General features: G+C 59.9%; 14 protein-coding genes. 7 read left to right on the forward strand and 7 right to left on the reverse strand.

What is annotated here, in order from left to right; genetic code table 11:
* Positions 1–5 precede the first annotated feature (5 nt).
* Positions 6–2,123 carry a TonB-dependent siderophore receptor gene (locus tag AACY02_RS09875; protein WP_339431763.1) on the reverse strand — a complete coding sequence of 706 codons (2,118 nt, stop codon included), beginning with the start codon at positions 2,121–2,123 and terminating at the stop codon, positions 6–8.
* A gap of 87 nt (positions 2,124–2,210) precedes the next feature.
* A complete protein-coding gene (gene algW, locus AACY02_RS09880; protein ID WP_221730023.1) occupies positions 2,211–3,368 on the reverse strand; it encodes a Do family serine endopeptidase AlgW in 1,158 nt (385 codons plus the stop codon).
* Positions 3,369–3,471: 103 nt separating this feature from the next.
* Between algW and AACY02_RS09885 the strand changes: the two genes are divergently transcribed.
* From AACY02_RS09885 to cysN, 3 genes are all read left to right on the forward strand, one after another.
* Positions 3,472–4,230, forward strand: a complete 759-nt coding sequence (locus tag AACY02_RS09885; RefSeq protein ID WP_339431764.1) for a Nif3-like dinuclear metal center hexameric protein — start codon at positions 3,472–3,474, stop codon at positions 4,228–4,230.
* 256 nt (positions 4,231–4,486) lie between these two features.
* Positions 4,487–5,404, forward strand: a complete 918-nt coding sequence (cysD, locus tag AACY02_RS09890; protein WP_098967227.1) for a sulfate adenylyltransferase subunit CysD — start codon at positions 4,487–4,489, stop codon at positions 5,402–5,404.
* A gap of 9 nt (positions 5,405–5,413) precedes the next feature.
* Entirely contained in the window at positions 5,414–7,312 is a 1,899-nt protein-coding gene (cysN, locus tag AACY02_RS09895; protein ID WP_339431765.1) for a sulfate adenylyltransferase subunit CysN, read from the forward strand.
* A gap of 170 nt (positions 7,313–7,482) precedes the next feature.
* Here cysN and AACY02_RS09900 read toward each other — a convergent pair whose 3' ends face one another.
* Genes AACY02_RS09900 through AACY02_RS09910 form a run of 3 tightly spaced genes read right to left on the reverse strand, consistent with a single transcriptional unit; the run spans position 7,483 to position 10,875 of the window.
* Positions 7,483–8,388 carry an acyltransferase gene (locus AACY02_RS09900; RefSeq protein WP_339431766.1) on the reverse strand — a complete coding sequence of 302 codons (906 nt, stop codon included), beginning with the start codon at positions 8,386–8,388 and terminating at the stop codon, positions 7,483–7,485.
* Positions 8,389–10,488 carry a phosphate acetyltransferase gene (pta, locus tag AACY02_RS09905; RefSeq protein WP_339431767.1) on the reverse strand — a complete coding sequence of 700 codons (2,100 nt, stop codon included), beginning with the start codon at positions 10,486–10,488 and terminating at the stop codon, positions 8,389–8,391. It abuts the gene before it with no gap.
* Between the two features lie 60 nt (positions 10,489–10,548).
* Complete coding sequence (locus tag AACY02_RS09910) at positions 10,549–10,875, reverse strand: DUF3565 domain-containing protein (protein ID WP_339431768.1); 327 nt, start codon at positions 10,873–10,875, stop codon at positions 10,549–10,551.
* Between AACY02_RS09910 and AACY02_RS09915 the strand changes: the two genes are divergently transcribed.
* From AACY02_RS09915 to AACY02_RS09925, 3 genes are all read left to right on the forward strand, one after another.
* Positions 10,844–11,329 (forward strand): FKBP-type peptidyl-prolyl cis-trans isomerase, encoded by a 486-nt coding sequence (locus tag AACY02_RS09915; RefSeq protein ID WP_339431769.1) that lies wholly within the window; start codon positions 10,844–10,846, stop codon positions 11,327–11,329. The two genes, AACY02_RS09910 and AACY02_RS09915, sit on opposite strands and share 32 nt — an antisense overlap.
* A 124-nt stretch (positions 11,330–11,453) precedes the next feature.
* Entirely contained in the window at positions 11,454–11,936 is a 483-nt protein-coding gene (locus tag AACY02_RS09920; RefSeq protein WP_221730017.1) for a glutathione peroxidase, read from the forward strand.
* A gap of 156 nt (positions 11,937–12,092) precedes the next feature.
* A complete protein-coding gene (locus tag AACY02_RS09925) occupies positions 12,093–13,196 on the forward strand; it encodes an NADH:flavin oxidoreductase (RefSeq protein WP_339431770.1) in 1,104 nt (367 codons plus the stop codon).
* A 107-nt stretch (positions 13,197–13,303) separates the two neighbouring features.
* Here the strand turns inward: AACY02_RS09925 and AACY02_RS09930 are convergent, their stop codons facing one another.
* Together AACY02_RS09930 and cysZ are read right to left on the reverse strand one after the other, a co-directional pair.
* The gene (locus AACY02_RS09930; RefSeq protein WP_339431771.1) at positions 13,304–14,503 is read right to left on the reverse strand and encodes a glycosyltransferase family 4 protein; all 1,200 of its coding nucleotides are present in this window, start codon (positions 14,501–14,503) and stop codon (positions 13,304–13,306) included.
* Positions 14,504–14,543: 40 nt separating this feature from the next.
* Complete coding sequence (gene cysZ, locus AACY02_RS09935) at positions 14,544–15,296, reverse strand: sulfate transporter CysZ (protein ID WP_339431772.1); 753 nt, start codon at positions 15,294–15,296, stop codon at positions 14,544–14,546.
* Between the two features lie 311 nt (positions 15,297–15,607).
* On the opposite strand from cysZ, the gene trxB reads away from it, so the two are divergent.
* Positions 15,608–16,570 (forward strand): thioredoxin-disulfide reductase, encoded by a 963-nt coding sequence (trxB, locus tag AACY02_RS09940; RefSeq protein WP_221730013.1) that lies wholly within the window; start codon positions 15,608–15,610, stop codon positions 16,568–16,570.
* Positions 16,571–16,731: the final 161 nt, after the last annotated feature.

The following is a 16,731-nucleotide window of genomic DNA, read 5'->3' on the forward strand; positions in this document are numbered from 1 at the left end:
TCCTTTTACAGGTTGAGTGTCAGGCTGACGGTGAAATTGCGCGGTTCGCCGGGGTTGACCCAGTAGTTGCTGTACGAGCGCTCGTCGTATTTTTCGTCAAACAGATTGTTCAGGTTCAGGCCAACGGTGACGTTGTCGCTGGCCTTGTAATGGGCCAGCAGATCGACGGTGTGATAGGCCGGTAATTCGAAGTCACTGCCTGACTCACCCGAGCGGTCACCGACATACGTAAACGCTGCGCCGACGTCCGAGCCGCGCAGGTGACCATCCTGAAATTCGTAAACACCGAGCAAACTGCCGCTGCGCTTGGCCACGCCGAGAATTCGGCTGCCAGTGGCAATCACCGCGTCGCCCTTGGTCACTTCGGCGTCGATGTAGGCAAATGCCCCGATCACCCTTACGGCATCGGTGACTTGCCCGGTCACTTGCAGATCGAAGCCACGACTACGCGCCTTGCCCATCGCACGGCTGGTGTCGGTGCCCGGGTCGAGGGCAAGGACGTTTTCCTTGTCGATGTGGAAGAAGGCGAGGGTGCTGCTCAGACGTTCGTCGAACAGTTCGTTCTTGATGCCGATTTCGTAGCCAACGCCTTCTTCCGGGGCGAAGGATTTGCCGGCGGCGTCGAGGCCGTTGTTCGGTTTGAAGGAGGTCGAGGCGTTGGCGAACAGGCCGGTATCGGGCGTCAACTGATAGAGCAGGCCGGCGCGCTGGGTGAGGGCATCGTGACTCTGTCGGCTGCTGGCACTGCGGGTTTTATCGTCGATGCGTTGGTCGAAATGTTCGAAACGCGCGCCGATCATCCCGCGCAGTTTGTCCGTGAAGACGATTTGATCCTGCAGGTTCAGTGCGTGACTTTCGACGTGTTCGAAGAAGTCAGTGCCTGAGCGTGCGCCATCGGGTTTTGGCTGACCGTAGATCGGCCGGTAGATGTCGATGGCATACGGGCTGCCGGCGAGGGTCGTGACCCGTTCGTTCTTGCGATAGTTTTCGTATTCGGTGCCGATCAGCAGTTCGTGCTGCCAGGGGCCGAGGTCGAACAGGCCGCGCAGTTCCAGTTGGGTGATGCTGTCATGCCAGTTATTGTCGCGCTCGCGGTAACGGCGGTTGACGGTGTGGCCGTCGGCATTCAGCGCACGACTTTCGGAGGCGAAGCCCCAGAGTTTGCCTTCCTTGTAGTGGCTGGCCAGGCGTAGTTTCCAGCTGTCATTGAGGTGATGCTCAAGCGTGGCCTGCAGCAGGTTGTTGTGGTTGTCGATGTTGCCGTCGTTCGGTTCACCGAGGAAGGTCGAGCGCGACACTCCACTCGATGTATTGTTCGGCGCGACAATGCCGCGATCGAAGGTGGAGCTGTGACGGACGATTTCGCTTTCTACCAATAGCGACGTGTCCGGGTTCAACTGCCAACTGATCGAAGGCGCGACGAATACGCGCTGGCTGTCGACGTGATCGCGAAAGCTATTGTTGTCTTCGACCGCGAGGTTGATGCGCGACAGCACATCGCCTTGATCATCCAGTGGCGTGTTGATGTCCAGCGCGGTGCGATAACGATCCCAACTGCCGGCGCTGGTTTGCAGGGTGCTAAAGGCTTCAGCCTGCGGTTTCTTGGTGACGATGTTTACCGTGCCGCCGGGATCACCACGGCCATAGAGGCTGGCGGCGGGGCCTTTGAGCACTTCAATGCGCTCGATATTGGCCGCGTCCGGCGTGCTTGGATAACCGCGATTGGCGCTGAAACCGTCCTTGTAGAACTCCGACGTGGTGAAACCGCGCACGCTGTATTCGTAGAGGGTCAGGCCGCCGAAGTTGTTTTGCTTCGACACACCGCCGGCGAACTCCAGTGCGCGCTCGACGCTGGTGCTGCCCAGATCCTTGAGCACGCTGGCGGGCACCACGCTGATGGCTTGGGGGATGTCGCGGATCGCGGTATCGGTTTTGGTCGCGCTGGAGGAGCGTGTGGCGCGGTAGCCCTTGACCGGGCCGGTGGGGGATTCGTAATCGGAGGTGACGCTGATGGCGTCGAGTTCCAGCGGAATCTGATCTTCGGCGAAGGCCGGATCGCCCAATAAACCCAGGGGCAGACCGAGAGTCAGGCCCAGTAGAGAGGCCTTTGTTCGAGACGACATGATATGTTGTTCCAATGGCTAAATTGAAACAATATAACATGCCTTTTGAGAATGTCTGTTATTCGCGCCATCGGCGCGAACAAAGTCCTACTGTTCTTTTTCCTGCACCGGTGCCGGTGGTGGGCGCAGGCCGATTTCAGCGGTGAGCTTGAGTTCTTTGCCGTTACGCATCACCTGAATCGTCACCTTGTCGGTGGGTTTGATCCGCGCGACCTGGTTCATCGAGCGACGACCATCGCCGGCCGGTTCGCCATCGATACTCAGAATCACGTCGCCCAGTTGCAGGCCGGCCTTCTGCGCCGGACCGTCACGGAAGATACCGGCGACAACAATCCCCGGGCGCCCTGACAGACCGAACGACTCCGCCAGTTCCTGGGTCAGCGGCTGCACTTCAATGCCCAGCCAGCCACGAATCACCTGACCGTGTTCGATGATCGACTTCATCACCTCCATCGCGAGTTTTACCGGGATGGCAAAACCGATGCCCTGCGAGCCGCCGGATTTGGAGAAGATTGCCGTGTTGATGCCGGTCAGGTTGCCATTGGCATCGACCAGCGCGCCGCCGGAGTTGCCCGGGTTGATCGCCGCGTCGGTCTGGATGAAGTCTTCGTAGTTGTTCAGGCCCAACTGATTGCGCCCGGTGGCGCTGATGATGCCCATGGTCACGGTCTGGCCGACGCCGAACGGGTTGCCGATGGCCAGCGCGACGTCGCCGATGCGGATGTTGTCGGAGCGCCCGACGGTAATCGACGGCAGGTTTTTCAAGTCTATCTTCAATACGGCGAGGTCGGTTTCCGGGTCGCTGCCGATCACACGGGCGAGGGTTTCGCGACCATCCTTCAGCGCGACGACAATCTGATCGGCACCGCTGGTGACGTGGTTGTTGGTCAGAATGTAGCCTTCCGGGCTCATGATCACGCCGGAACCGAGGCTCGATTCCATGCGCTTCTGCTTGGGCGAGTTGTCACCGAAGAAGCGGCGGAACTGCGGATCCTCAAACAAAGGATGCGCCGGTTTGTTGATGACTTTGGTGGTGTACAGGTTGACCACTGACGGTGCGGCAGTGGTCACCGCGTCCGCATAGGACACCGGCCCCTGCTGCACGCTGGTGGTCTGTGGGGCCTGTTGCAGGTTGACGTCAAGGCTCGGCAGCCCGACCCATTGCGGGTAACGCTGAATAATCAACAGAGCGATAAGCACACCGGCCAACAGCGGCCAGCCCATAAAACGTAGCGCCTTGAACATTAAGCACGTCCTGGAAAAGTTGCAGGCGGGGTCAGACCGCCCATAATGTCGCGCATTATACGAGGCCGCGCGCGCCTCTGAACGGGATATTTAGGAGTCTTTCATGGCCGTCGCCCTCAGCACCCTCGTCGAAGAAGCCGATCGTTACCTGGGCAGTGCAAAAATCGCCGACTATTGCCCCAACGGGTTGCAGGTCGAGGGCCGTCCGCAGGTGATGCGCATTGTCAGCGGCGTCACCGCCAGTCAGGCGTTGCTCGACGCCGCCGTCGAGGCCGAAGCCGATCTGGTGCTGGTGCATCACGGCTACTTCTGGAAGGGCGAGAACCCGTGCGTCACTGGCATGAAACAGCGTCGCCTGAAGACATTGCTCAAGCACGACATCAGCCTGCTCGCCTACCACTTGCCGCTGGATCTGCATTGCGAGGTCGGCAACAACGTGCAGTTGGCGCGCCAGTTGGACATCACCGTTGAAGGCCCGCTGGATCCGGACAATCTGAAAGTCGTCGGTCTGGTCGGCTCGCTGAACGAACCTGTCACTGCGCGTGATTTCGCCCGCAAGGTGCAGGACGTCATGGGTCGTGAGCCGTTGCTGGTCGAAGGCAGTGCGATGATTCGTCGGGTTGGCTGGTGCACTGGCGGCGGCCAGGGTTATATCGATCACGGGGTGGCGGCGGGTGTCGATCTGTTTCTCAGCGGTGAAGCGTCTGAGCAGACTTTCCACAGCGCCCGGGAAAACGACATCAGCTTCATCGCCGCCGGTCATCACGCAACCGAACGCTACGGCGTGCAGGCGCTGGGCGATTACCTGGCCAAACGCTTCGCCCTCGAACACATCTTCATCGATTGCCCGAACCCGATCTGACGTATCACATCGATCCAAGGTGGGAGGGGGCTTGCTCGCGAATGCGGTGTGTCATTCAAAAATGATTTCGACTGATCCTGCGCTTTCGCAAGCCAGCCCGCTCCCACAGAAGAGCGCTTGCTGCCCAAACGAGTGGGCATATTCATATGCTCTTTCGATCTAGTTGGCGTCCTGATTAGAAGAAGCTCGCTGTGCTAGGATTCCCCGCTCGAACACGGCCCGCTGGCCGTTCATAAGAAAGCTTTCGTGAGTAGCCATGGTCGACAAACTGACGCATCTGAAACAGCTGGAGGCGGAAAGCATCCACATCATCCGCGAGGTGGCCGCCGAGTTCGACAACCCGGTGATGCTGTACTCCATCGGTAAAGACTCCGCCGTGATGCTGCACCTGGCACGCAAGGCGTTCTTCCCGGGCAAACTGCCGTTTCCGGTGATGCACGTCGACACCCGGTGGAAATTCCAGGAGATGTACAAGTTCCGCGACAAGATGGTCGAAGAACTGGGCCTGGACCTGATCACCCACATCAACCCGGACGGCGTGGCGCAGAACATCAACCCGTTCACCCACGGCAGCGCCAAGCACACCGACATCATGAAAACCGAGGGCCTGAAGCAGGCGCTCGACAAGCATGGTTTCGACGCAGCGTTCGGCGGTGCCCGTCGTGATGAAGAGAAATCCCGCGCCAAAGAGCGCGTGTACTCGTTCCGCGACAGCAAGCACCGCTGGGACCCGAAAAACCAGCGTCCAGAGCTGTGGAACGTCTACAACGGCAAGGTCAACAAGGGCGAATCCATCCGCGTGTTCCCGTTGTCGAACTGGACCGAACTGGACATCTGGCAGTACATCTACCTCGAAGGCATCCCGATTGTGCCGCTGTACTTTGCCGCCGAGCGCGAAGTGATCGAGAAGAACGGCACGCTGATCATGATCGACGACGACCGAATCCTCGAGCACCTGTCCGATGAGGACAAAGCGCGCATCGTCAAAAAGAAAGTGCGTTTCCGTACCCTTGGCTGCTACCCGTTGACGGGCGCGGTGGAGTCCGAGGCTGAAAGCCTGACGGACATCATTCAGGAAATGCTCCTGACGCGAACTTCCGAGCGCCAGGGCCGTGTCATCGACCACGATGGCGCCGGCTCCATGGAAGACAAGAAACGTCAGGGTTATTTCTAAGGGGTTGTCATGTCGCACGTATCTGATTTGATCAGCGAGGACATCCTCGCCTACCTGGGCCAGCACGAACGTAAAGAGCTGCTGCGCTTTTTGACCTGCGGTAACGTCGATGACGGCAAGAGCACCCTGATCGGGCGCCTGCTGCACGACTCCAAGATGATCTACGAAGATCACCTGGAAGCCATCACCCGCGATTCGAAGAAAGTCGGCACCACCGGTGACGATATCGACCTGGCATTGCTGGTCGACGGTCTGCAGGCCGAGCGTGAGCAGGGCATCACCATTGATGTCGCCTACCGCTATTTCTCCACCGCCAAACGCAAATTCATCATCGCCGACACCCCCGGCCATGAGCAGTACACCCGCAACATGGCCACCGGTGCGTCCACCTGTGACCTGGCGATCATCCTGGTCGACGCCCGTTACGGCGTGCAGACCCAGACCCGTCGCCACAGCTTCATCGCGTCCTTGCTGGGCATCAAGCACATCGTTGTCGCCATCAACAAGATGGACCTCAAGGATTTCGATGAAGGCGTGTTCGAGTCGATCAAGGCCGACTACCTGAAGTTCGCCGAAGGCTTGAAGATGAAGCCTACCAGCATGCACTTCGTGCCGATGTCGGCCCTGAAGGGCGACAACGTGGTGAACAAGTCCGAGCGTTCGCCGTGGTACACCGGCCAGTCGCTGATGGAGATTCTCGAAACCGTGGAAGTGGCGGGCGACCGTAACTTCACCGATCTGCGTTTCCCGGTGCAATACGTCAACCGTCCGAACCTGAATTTCCGTGGTTTTGCCGGCACGCTCGCCAGCGGCATCGTGCACAAGGGTGACGAAGTCGTGGTGCTGCCGTCGGGCAAGAGCAGCCGCGTGAAATCCATCGTCACCTTCGAAGGTGAGCTGGAGCACGCAGGCCCCGGTCAGGCCGTGACGCTGACCATGGAAGACGAAATCGACATCTCTCGCGGCGATCTGCTGGTGCATGCCGACAACGTGCCGCCGGTCACCGACAGCTTCGAAGCGATGCTGGTGTGGATGGCTGAAGAGCCGATGCTGCCGGGCAAGAAATACGACATCAAACGCGCCACCAGTTACGTGCCGGGCTCCATCGCCAGCATCGTCAACAAAGTGGATGTGAACACCCTCGAAGAAGGCCCGGCGAGCGCGTTGCAGCTCAACGAAATCGGCAAGGTGAAGATCGCGCTCGACGCGCCGATCGCCCTCGACGGTTACGAGAGCAACCGCACCACTGGCGCCTTCATCGTCATCGACCGCTTGACCAACGGCACCGTCGGCGCCGGCATGATCGTCGCGCAGCCCGTGACTCACGGCACCGCGACGCACCACGGCAAACTGGCCCATGTTGCCACCGAAGAACGCGCTCAGCGTTTCGGCCAGCAACCGGCCACCGTGTTGTTCAGCGGTTTGTCGGGCGCGGGCAAGAGCACGCTGGCGTACGCCGTTGAGCGCAAGCTGTTCGACATGGGCCGTGCGGTGTTTGTACTGGATGGTCAGAACCTGCGTCACGACCTCAACAAAGGTCTGGCGCATGATCGCGTCGGTCGCACCGAAAACTGGCGTCGTGCCGCGCATGTTGCGCGTCAGTTCAACGAAGCGGGCCTGCTGACGCTGGCGGCATTCGTGGCACCCAGCGAAGAGGGGCGTGAGCAGGCCAAGGACCTGATCGGCAAGGAACGTTTGCTGACGGTCTACGTCCAGGCTTCGCCGACTGTGTGCGCCGAGCGTGATCCGCAAGGGTTGTATGCGGCGGGTGGCGACAACATTCCGGGCGAATCCTTCCCGTATGACGTGCCGCTCAATGCTGATCTGGTGATTGACACCCAGGCGCTGTCGCTGGAAGAAAGCGTCAAGCAAGTGCTGGATCTGCTGCGCAAGCGTGGTGCGATTTAAGCGTTAGCTGCAAACCAAAAAGCCCGCCGATGAGCAATCATCGGCGGGCTTTTTATTTCGTGCCAACCCGGTCAACTGTGGGAGCGGGCTTGCTCGCGAAAGCGGTGGATCAGCCAGCATCAGCGTTGAATGGTAAACCGTATTCGCGAGCAAGCCCGCACCCACAGGAATCAATGGCGGTCTGGATATTCGCGGTGCATCTGTTCCAGCAGCGCATCCTTGTCCAGCCACAGCTGATTGATCCAGCCTTGAAACTGCAGGCGATATTCGCCGTCCTGGTCGTAGTTCTTGCCGATGAATTGCGGCGGGATCTTCAGCGCTTCAAAGTGCACCACGACATCCCGCACATTCCCACACAGCAGGTCCCAGAAACCCGGACGTCCGGCCGGATAGTGGATCGTCACGTTGACGATCGACTCCAGCTGTTCACCCATCGCATCCAGCACAAACGCAATGCCGCCGGCCTTGGGCTTGAGCAGGTATTTGAACGGCGATTGCTGTTGAGCATGCTTGCCTTCAGTGAAGCGCGTGCCTTCGACGAAGTTGAAAATTCCCACCGGGTTGTTGCGAAACTTCGCGCAGGTCTTGCGGGTGGTTTCCAGGTCTTTGCCTTTCTTCTCCGGGTGCTTTTCCAGATACGCCTTGGAGTAGCGCTTCATGAACGGAAAGCCCAGCGCCCACCAGGCCAGACCAATCACCGGCACCCAGATCAGCTCCTGCTTGAGGAAGAACTTCAGTGGCTGGATGCGCCGGTTGAGGACGTATTGCAGCACCAGAATATCGACCCAGCTCTGGTGGTTGCTGGTGATCAGGTACGAGTGTTGATAGTCCAGACCTTGCAGGCCGCTAAGGTGCCAGCGCGTGCGGCGCACCAGGTTCATCCAGCCTTTGTTGTTGCTGATCCAGGCTTGGTGGGTGTGGCGCATCAGCCAGCCGGCAATGCGCTGAGTGACGGCGAACGGCAAGGCCTTGACCAGCGCCACGCAGAACAGAAACGAGCACAGCACTATCGTATTGAGCGCCAACAGCAGCGAGGCGATCACGCCGCGCAGTGGTGCAGGTAGAAAGTCCAGCATTTACACATCCATAGGTCGGTTGGCGGCTTGGATCGCCGTGAGGGCGATGGTGTAGACGATGTCGTCGACCTGTGCACCGCGTGGCAAGTCGTTCACCGGTTTGCGCAGGCCTTGCAGCATCGGGCCGAGGCTGACGCAATCGGCGCTGCGCTGTACGGCTTTATGGGTGGTGTTGCCGGTATTCAGGTCAGGGAACACGAACACCGTGGCGCGTCCGGCGACCGGACTGTTAGGCGCCAGTTGCCGTGCCACGTTCTCGTTGGCGGCGGCGTCGTATTGCAACGGGCCGTCGATCAGCAGCGAGTGCTGTTGCTCATGGGCGAGCAGGGTGGCTTCGCGGACTTTTTCGACTTCCTCGCCTGTGGCCGATTCGCCACTGGAGTAACTGATCATCGCCACGCGCGGGGTGATGCCGAACGCGGCGGCAGAGTCAGCGCTTTGCAGGGCAATCTCGGCCAGTTCGGCGGCGCTTGGGTGCGGGTTCATCACGCAGTCGCCGTAGACCAGCACTTCTTCGGGGAACAGCATGAAGAACACCGACGACACCAGCGTGCAGCCTGGCGCGGTTTTAATCAGTTGCAAGGCTGGGCGGATGGTATTGGCGGTGGTGTTGATGACACCGGAAACCAGCCCGTCGACTTCATCCAGTGCCAGCATCATGGTGCCGATCACCACGGTGTCTTCCAATTGTTGTTCGGCCATCGGCGCGTTGAGGCTTTTGGTCTTGCGCAGGGCGACCATCGGCTCGACATAGCGCTCGCGGATCAGGTCCGGGTCGAGGATTTCCAGCCCTGGCGGCAAGACGATGCCTTGGGCGCGGGCCACGGCTTCGACGTCTTCGGGTTTGGCCAGCAACACGCAACGGGCAATGCCGCGCTCCTGGCAGATCGCCGCTGCCTGCACGGTGAACGGCTCGCTACCCTCGGGCAGGACGATGCGCTTGTTGGCGGCTTGGGCGCGCTGGATCAATTGATAGCGGAACACCGCTGGCGACAGGCGCATTTCCCGTGGCGTGCCACAGCGCTGGTGCAGCCAGTTGGCATCGAGATGACTGGCGACGAAGTCGGTGATGATTTCCGCACGCTCGCGGTCATCGATGGGGATTTCCTTGTTCAGGCCATTGAGCAGGTTGGCGGTGTCGTAGGAGCCGGTGCTCACCGACAACACCGGCAGACCGGCCTGCAAGGCACCACGGCACAAGTCCATGATGCGCGGATCGGGCAGGGTGTCGCTGGTCAGCAGCAGGCCGGCCAGTGGCACGCCGTTGATCGCCGCGAGGCTGACGGCCAGGATGATGTCGTCGCGGTCGCCCGGCGTCACCACCAGCACGCCGGGCTTGAGTAGCTCGACGGTGTTGCGCATGGTCCGCGCGCAAATGATGATTTTGCTCATGCGCCGGGTTTCGTAGTCGCCGGCGTTGAGCACTTGCGCGCCCATCAGGTCTGCCACGTCACGGGTGCGTGGCGCGTTGAGTTCGGGCTGGAACGGGATGCAGCCGAGCAAGCGGAAATCGCCGTTGCGCAGTAATGGCGAGTGCTCCTTCAGACGTGCGGCGAAGGCCTCCATGCTCTCGTCGGTCTTGACCTTGTTGAGGATCACGCCGAGAACCTTCGGGTCCTTCGGGCCGCCGAATAATTGCGCCTGCAATTCGACACGGCCGGAGAGTTCGGCGAGCACTTCGTTTTCCGGTGCCGAGACCAGAATCACCTCGGCATCGAGGCTTTTGGCCAGGTGCAAATTCACCCGCGCGGCGTAACTGGCGCTGCGGGTCGGCACCATGCCTTCCACGACCAGCACGTCCTTGCCGACGGCTGCCTGCTGATAAAGGGTGATGATTTCTTCGAGCAGCTCATCGAGCTGGCCGTCGCCGAGCATCCGCTCAACGTGGGCCAGGCCCAACGGTTGTGGCGGTTTCAGACCATGGGTGCGGGCCACCAGTTCGGTGGAGCGCTCAGGGCCGGTGTCGCCCGGGTGCGGCTGGGCAATCGGCTTGAAGAAACCGACTTTCAACCCGGCTCGCTCAAGCATGCGCACCAGCCCGAGGCTTATGGAGGTCAGACCCACGCCAAAATCGGTGGGCGCGATAAAAAAAGTTTGCATGCGAATTCTCTAAGGGTGCATGGCAATGGCGATCATCTTTCTCTGACGATCTGCCGAAATTCAGTCGCCAAGGTTATCGCTAACCGAGCCTTGTGCGCACCAACCGCAGGCAAAGGGTTGGCCTATTTTTTCAATACGTTGCGCCGGATCCAGCACCCACGCCCGAGATTGCCAGGGTGGCTGGTGACGCAGGTGCTGAGTGTGGCCGCAGGAAAGCTCGACCACCCAGTGATCCTCTTCGTCCAGATGGAAGCCCGTAATCGTCGAATCCCGTTTGTCCGGGTTGTGTTCGCTTTCGCGCGATTGCTTCGCTAAACTTCGCCTTTCTAAATTCTTATGCAAAAGGTCTCGCCCCATGCTGATCGCCGCCAATAAGGCTGTCTCCATCGACTATACCCTGACCAACGACGCTGGTGAGGTCATCGACAGCTCCGCCGGCGGCGCTCCGCTGGTCTACCTGCAAGGCGCAGGTAACATCATCCCGGGCCTGGAAAAAGCCCTGGAAGGCAAAGCTGTTGGTGACGAGCTGGAAGTTTCCGTTGAGCCTGAAGACGCTTACGGCGAATACTCGGCCGAACTGGTCAGCACACTGAGCCGCAGCATGTTCGAAGGTGTTGACGAGCTGGAAGTGGGCATGCAGTTCCACGCTTCGGCGCCGGACGGCCAAATGCAGATCGTGACCATCCGTGACCTGGACGGCGACGATGTGACTGTTGACGGCAACCACCCACTGGCCGGTCAGCGCCTGAACTTCAAAGTGAAGATCGTTGCTATCCGTGACGCCAGCCAGGAAGAAGTCGCTCATGGTCACGTCCATGGCGAAGGCGGCCATCAGCACTGATTTTCTGCGCTAAGCTTTCGAGAACTGGAGAGGCGCCTGCGGGCGCCTTTTTAGTCCGCGGCTGTCCTTGGTAGCTTCGCCAAGTGGCCGTTTCGAGTAGAACACGGGAATCCTGGAGTTCGTCATGAGTGCTTTTCACGACCTTAAGTTGACAGCCCTGGATGGTCAGGAGCTACCGCTGGCGCCCTTCAAGGGCCACGTCGTGCTGGTGGTCAACGTCGCCTCCAAATGCGGCTTGACCCCACAGTACGCGGCGCTGGAAAACCTTTACCAGCAGTTCAAAAGCAAAGGCTTCAGTGTGTTGGGCCTGCCGTGCAACCAGTTTGCCGGACAGGAACCAGGCACCGAACAGGAAATTCAGGAATTCTGCAGCCTCAACTATGGCGTGACGTTCCCGTTGTCGAGCAAGCTCGAAGTCAACGGTCACGATCGTCACCAGCTCTACCGCCTGCTGGCGGGCGAGGGAGCGGAATTTCCCGGTGACATCACCTGGAATTTCGAGAAGTTCCTGCTCGGCAAGGACGGCCGGGTGTTGGCCCGGTTCTCGCCACGCACGGCGCCAGACGATCCGACCATTGTTCATGCGATTGAAAAAGCGCTGAGCTGAAACCTGAAAATCGCAGCCATCGCGCTGCGATTTTTTTGCCTGCCTTTTGACCCTTAATCATTCAGATCAATAGTGCTTCCGCGCTGGCGTCACTATTCATATTATCGCCGTCATATGGCTTATGCCCTGTCGATAATGTTTTCGTGGAGCCTTGTGATGCCCGTTCAAGCCCTGTTCAAACCGTTCCACCTCGGTGCCCTCGAACTGCCGACCCGCGTGGTCATGGCGCCAATGACCCGTTCGTTTTCTCCGGGCGGCGTACCGAACTCCAAAGTCATCGAGTATTACCGCCGTCGCGCAGCCGCTGGTGTCGGCCTGATCATCACCGAAGGCACCACCGTCGGCCACAAGGCCTCGAACGGCTATCCGAACGTGCCGCACTTCTACGGTGAGGCCGCATTGGCCGGCTGGAAAAAAGTCGTCGACGCCGTCCATGCTGAAGGCGGCAAGATTGTTCCGCAACTGTGGCACGTCGGCAGCGTACGCCGTATCGGCACCGAGCCGGACGCCAGCGTGCCGGGTTACGGTCCGTCGGAAAAACTCAAGGACGGTCAGGTCGTGGTTCACGGCATGAGCAAACAAGACATTCAGGACGTGATCGCCGCTTTCGCTCAGGCGGCCAAAGATGCACAGCGCATCGGCATGGATGGCGTGGAAATCCACGGCGCCCACGGCTATCTGGTCGACCAGTTCTTTTGGGAAGGCAGTAACCAGCGCACCGACGAATACGGTGGCAGCCTGGCCAACCGTTCGCGTTTCGCTATCGAACTTGTTCAGGCAGTACGCGCGGCGGTCGGCGAAGGTTTCCCGATCATCTTCCGTTTCTCGCAGTGGAAGCAGCAGGATTACACCGCACGTCTGGTGCAAACCCCGCAAGCGTTGGGCGAGTTTCTCAAGCCGTTGTCCGATGCGGGTGTGGATATTTTTCACTGCTCGACGCGGCGTTTCTGGGAGCCGGAGTTCGACGGGTCCGAGCTCAACCTGGCAGGCTGGACGCGTAAGCTAACGGGCAAACCGACCATCACTGTCGGCAGCGTCGGGCTCGATGGCGAATTCCTGCAGTTCATGGTCAACACCGACAAGGTCGCCCAACCGGCCAGTCTGGAGAACCTGCTGGAGCGTTTGAATAAAGAGGAATTTGATCTGGTGGCAGTAGGCCGTGCGCTGCTGGTGGACCCGGACTGGGCGCAGAAAGTGCGCGAAGGACGTGAGCAGGAGATTCTGCCGTTCAGCCGTGAGGCGTTGATGACGCTGGTTTAACGGGCGCCTTCATAGGCCCCTTCGCGAGCAAGCCCGCTCCCACAATTGAAATGCATTCCAATGTGGGAGCGGGCTTGCTCGCGAAGACGGCTCAAAGTCAGCGGTAATCAAGGCAATGTCGGCGCATTCGGCACCAACTGCTCCCCTTGGCATGCCCCACGCAAGTGACTTTCAAACTGTTCGATCACGGCCGCCCATCCTTGGCGACTCGCATGTTGCCGTGCATTCAGGCGCACGCAACGCAATGTCTCATGCGCCTCCAGCAACCACGTCGCCGCATCACAGAACGCCTCTTCATCGCCCGGCATCGCCAGTACGCCGTTATAGCCATGGCGAATATGCTGCGCCGCCGCTGCCTGATCGTAAGCTACCACGCCAAGCCCTGAAGCCAGTGCTTCGAGCACCACATTACCAAAGGTTTCCGTCAGGCTCGGAAACAGGAACACATCACCGGACGCATAGTGCGCCGCCAACGCTTCACCGCGCTGCGCCCCAGAGAAAATTGCCTCGGGCAGATCTTTTTCCAGGGCCATACGTTGCGGCCCGTCGCCAACCACGATCAGCTTCAGATTGCGCTGTGGATAAGTGCTGCGCAGCTTTTCAAAGCAGCGTTTGAGCAAGCCGAGGTTTTTTTCTGGCGCGAGTCTTCCTACATGAATCACAGCAATGTCACGCTCACCCAGCCCCCATTGCTCACGCAAAGCGTTCATGCGTTTGGTTGGGTGGAACAACTGGCTGTCCACGCCTCTGGACAACAACGCCAATCGCTCGAAATGCCGGCGCTCCAGCTCCAGTCGCTGGCTGACACTGGGCACAAGCGTCAGCGCCGAACGATTGTGAAACCAGCGCAGGTAATGCGTCAGCATCCGGGTCAGGAGACTGAGGCCGTACTGACTGGTGTATTGCTGGAAATTGGTGTGGAAACCGCTGACCACGCAAATCCCCAGACGCCGCGCCGCCCGTAACGCCGACAAACCGAGCGGGCCTTCAGTGGCGATGTACAGCACGTCCGGGCGCTGCTGCTTCCAGCGCCGCAGCAGTTTGTGCATCGACGACTGGCCCCATTGCAGCCCCGGATAACCCGGCAACGGCCAGCCACGACACAACAACACAGCATCGTCGTCACTGCGTTGCGGATCACAGCCCTGACGCGGCCGTACGAGGTCAACTTGATGGCCGCGCGCGCGCAATCCATCGCACAAGCGACCAAGGGTATTGGCCACCCCGTTGATTTCCGGCGGGAAGGTTTCGCTGATCAGAGTGATGTGTAGAGCTGTCGTCATGACCTCAGTGTCGGCTGAGGCCATGTCGCGCTTGTGACGGTCGGATGATGGATTTGTGACGGGGTCAGCGCTGCGTCACCAGATTCTCGGCCCCGCGCTCGCGTACCCAGAACAGCGTCGCACCGGCCACGGCGGCCGGCATCATCAGGATGTTGACCACCGGAATCAGCAGCACCAGGTAAACGATCCCGCCAAAACTCATGCTCTGCCAGCGCTTCTGCCGCAGCCAGGCGAGCATTTCGTTCCAGCCCAGTTTGTGGTTGTCCGCCGGGTAGTCGATGTACTGGATCGCCATCATCCACACGCCGAACAGCAGCCACAGGGGGGCGGCGACGATGTTCACCACCGGGATGAACGAGAGGATGAACAGGCCGATGGCCCGCGGCAGGAAGTAGCCGAGCTTGCGCATTTCCCGAGCGAGGGTGCGCGGGATCATCGCGATCAGTTCGCCCCAGCTGAACGCCGGGAAGTCATCGCTGCCGCGCACGACCACTTCGACTTTTTCCGCGAGGAAGCCGTTGAAGGGCGCGGCAATCACGTTGGCGAGCATAGTGAAGGTGAAGAACACCATCAACGCCACCAGCACCACGAACAGCGGCCAGAGGATGTAGCTGAGGAAACTCAGCCAGTCGGGCAGCGACGGCATCAGCGTATCGACCCACAGGCTGAACTGATGGCCGGCCAGATAGATCAATCCGACGAACAGCACCAGGTTGATTGCCAGCGGCAACAACACGAACAGGCGCAGGCCCGGGCTGAGAACCAGTTTGAGGCCTTCGCGCAGGTATTGCGGGCCGGACAGAACAGGGGCGGGCATAAGGGGCTCCGAGCAAGGGAAAACGCGCCGACCTTACCGACTTTGCAAGATGTGCGAAAGCGCGGCAGAGCGATCGACATTCACTGTAACAAAGACGTCCATCTCGTCAGTGGGTCGGCATAGAGACCACCTATGAGCTGGATTGTTAAACCGTATTTCCTTAATCTTGCCCCCCTCGATACGCTGCACCCAACTTTTTACAGGACTGTCGAGCTCAAGCCTTCCCCAAGGTTTTCCACGGTCCTTTTTTATTCCCGCCGGCAGTCCGGCGAACCGTGCCAGTTTTTCGGCCCGGTCAACAGGAGCAGGTCATGTCTGAAGTCCGTCATTCGCGAGTGATTATTCTCGGTTCCGGCCCTGCCGGTTACAGCGCTGCGGTATACGCGGCCCGTGCCAACCTCAAGCCTCTGCTGATCACCGGCATGCAGGCCGGCGGTCAACTGACCACCACCACCGAAGTCGACAACTGGCCGGGCGACGTCCACGGCCTGACCGGTCCTGTGTTGATGGAGCGGATGCGCGAGCACGCCGAGCGTTTTGAAACCGAGGTCGTGTTCGACCACATCAACGCCGTTGATTTCGCTTCCAAGCCCTACAGCCTGACCGGCGACAGCGCGACCTACACTTGCGACGCCCTGATCATCGCCACCGGCGCCAGCGCTCGTTACCTGGGCCTGCCATCGGAAGAAGCGTTCATGGGCAAAGGCGTTTCGGCCTGCGCGACCTGCGACGGTTTCTTCTACCGCAACAAGCCTGTTGCAGTGGTTGGCGGCGGCAACACCGCTGTTGAAGAGGCGCTGTACCTGGCCAACATCGCCAGCACTGTGACCCTGATCCACCGCCGTGAAACCTTCCGCGCCGAGAAGATCCTGATCGACAAGCTCAACGCCCGTGTGGCCGAAGGCAAGATCATCCTCAAGTTGAACGCCAACCTTGACGAAGTGCTGGGCGACAACATGGGCGTGACCGGTGCGCGTCTGAAGAACAACGATGGCAGCTTCGACGAGATCAAAGTCGACGGCGTGTTCATCGCCATCGGCCACACGCCGAACACTTCGCTGTTCGAAGGCCAGTTGACCCTCAAGGACGGTTATCTGGTAGTGCAGGGCGGCCGTGACGGCAATGCCACCGCAACCAGCGTCGAAGGTGTCTTTGCCGCCGGTGACGTGGCTGACCACGTTTACCGTCAGGCCATCACCTCGGCCGGCGCCGGCTGCATGGCGGCACTGGACACCGAGCGTTACCTGGACGGTCTGCAGAACGCTTCGTTCTAAGATCGCAGGCACAAAAAAACCGGCTTCGCAGACTGTGTGAAAACACACTGATGAAGGCCCAACAAAACGCCCCGACTTGTTCGGGGCGTTTGTTTTTGTGCGGGCAACAGACGAAAAAAGGCCTTTCAGCCCATTAGCGCCATCAACTGGCGGGCTCCGAG

This window comes from Pseudomonas sp. EA_65y_Pfl2_P78 (assembly GCF_963970495.1).
In the GTDB taxonomy this organism is placed as follows: domain Bacteria; phylum Pseudomonadota; class Gammaproteobacteria; order Pseudomonadales; family Pseudomonadaceae; genus Aquipseudomonas; species Aquipseudomonas baetica_A.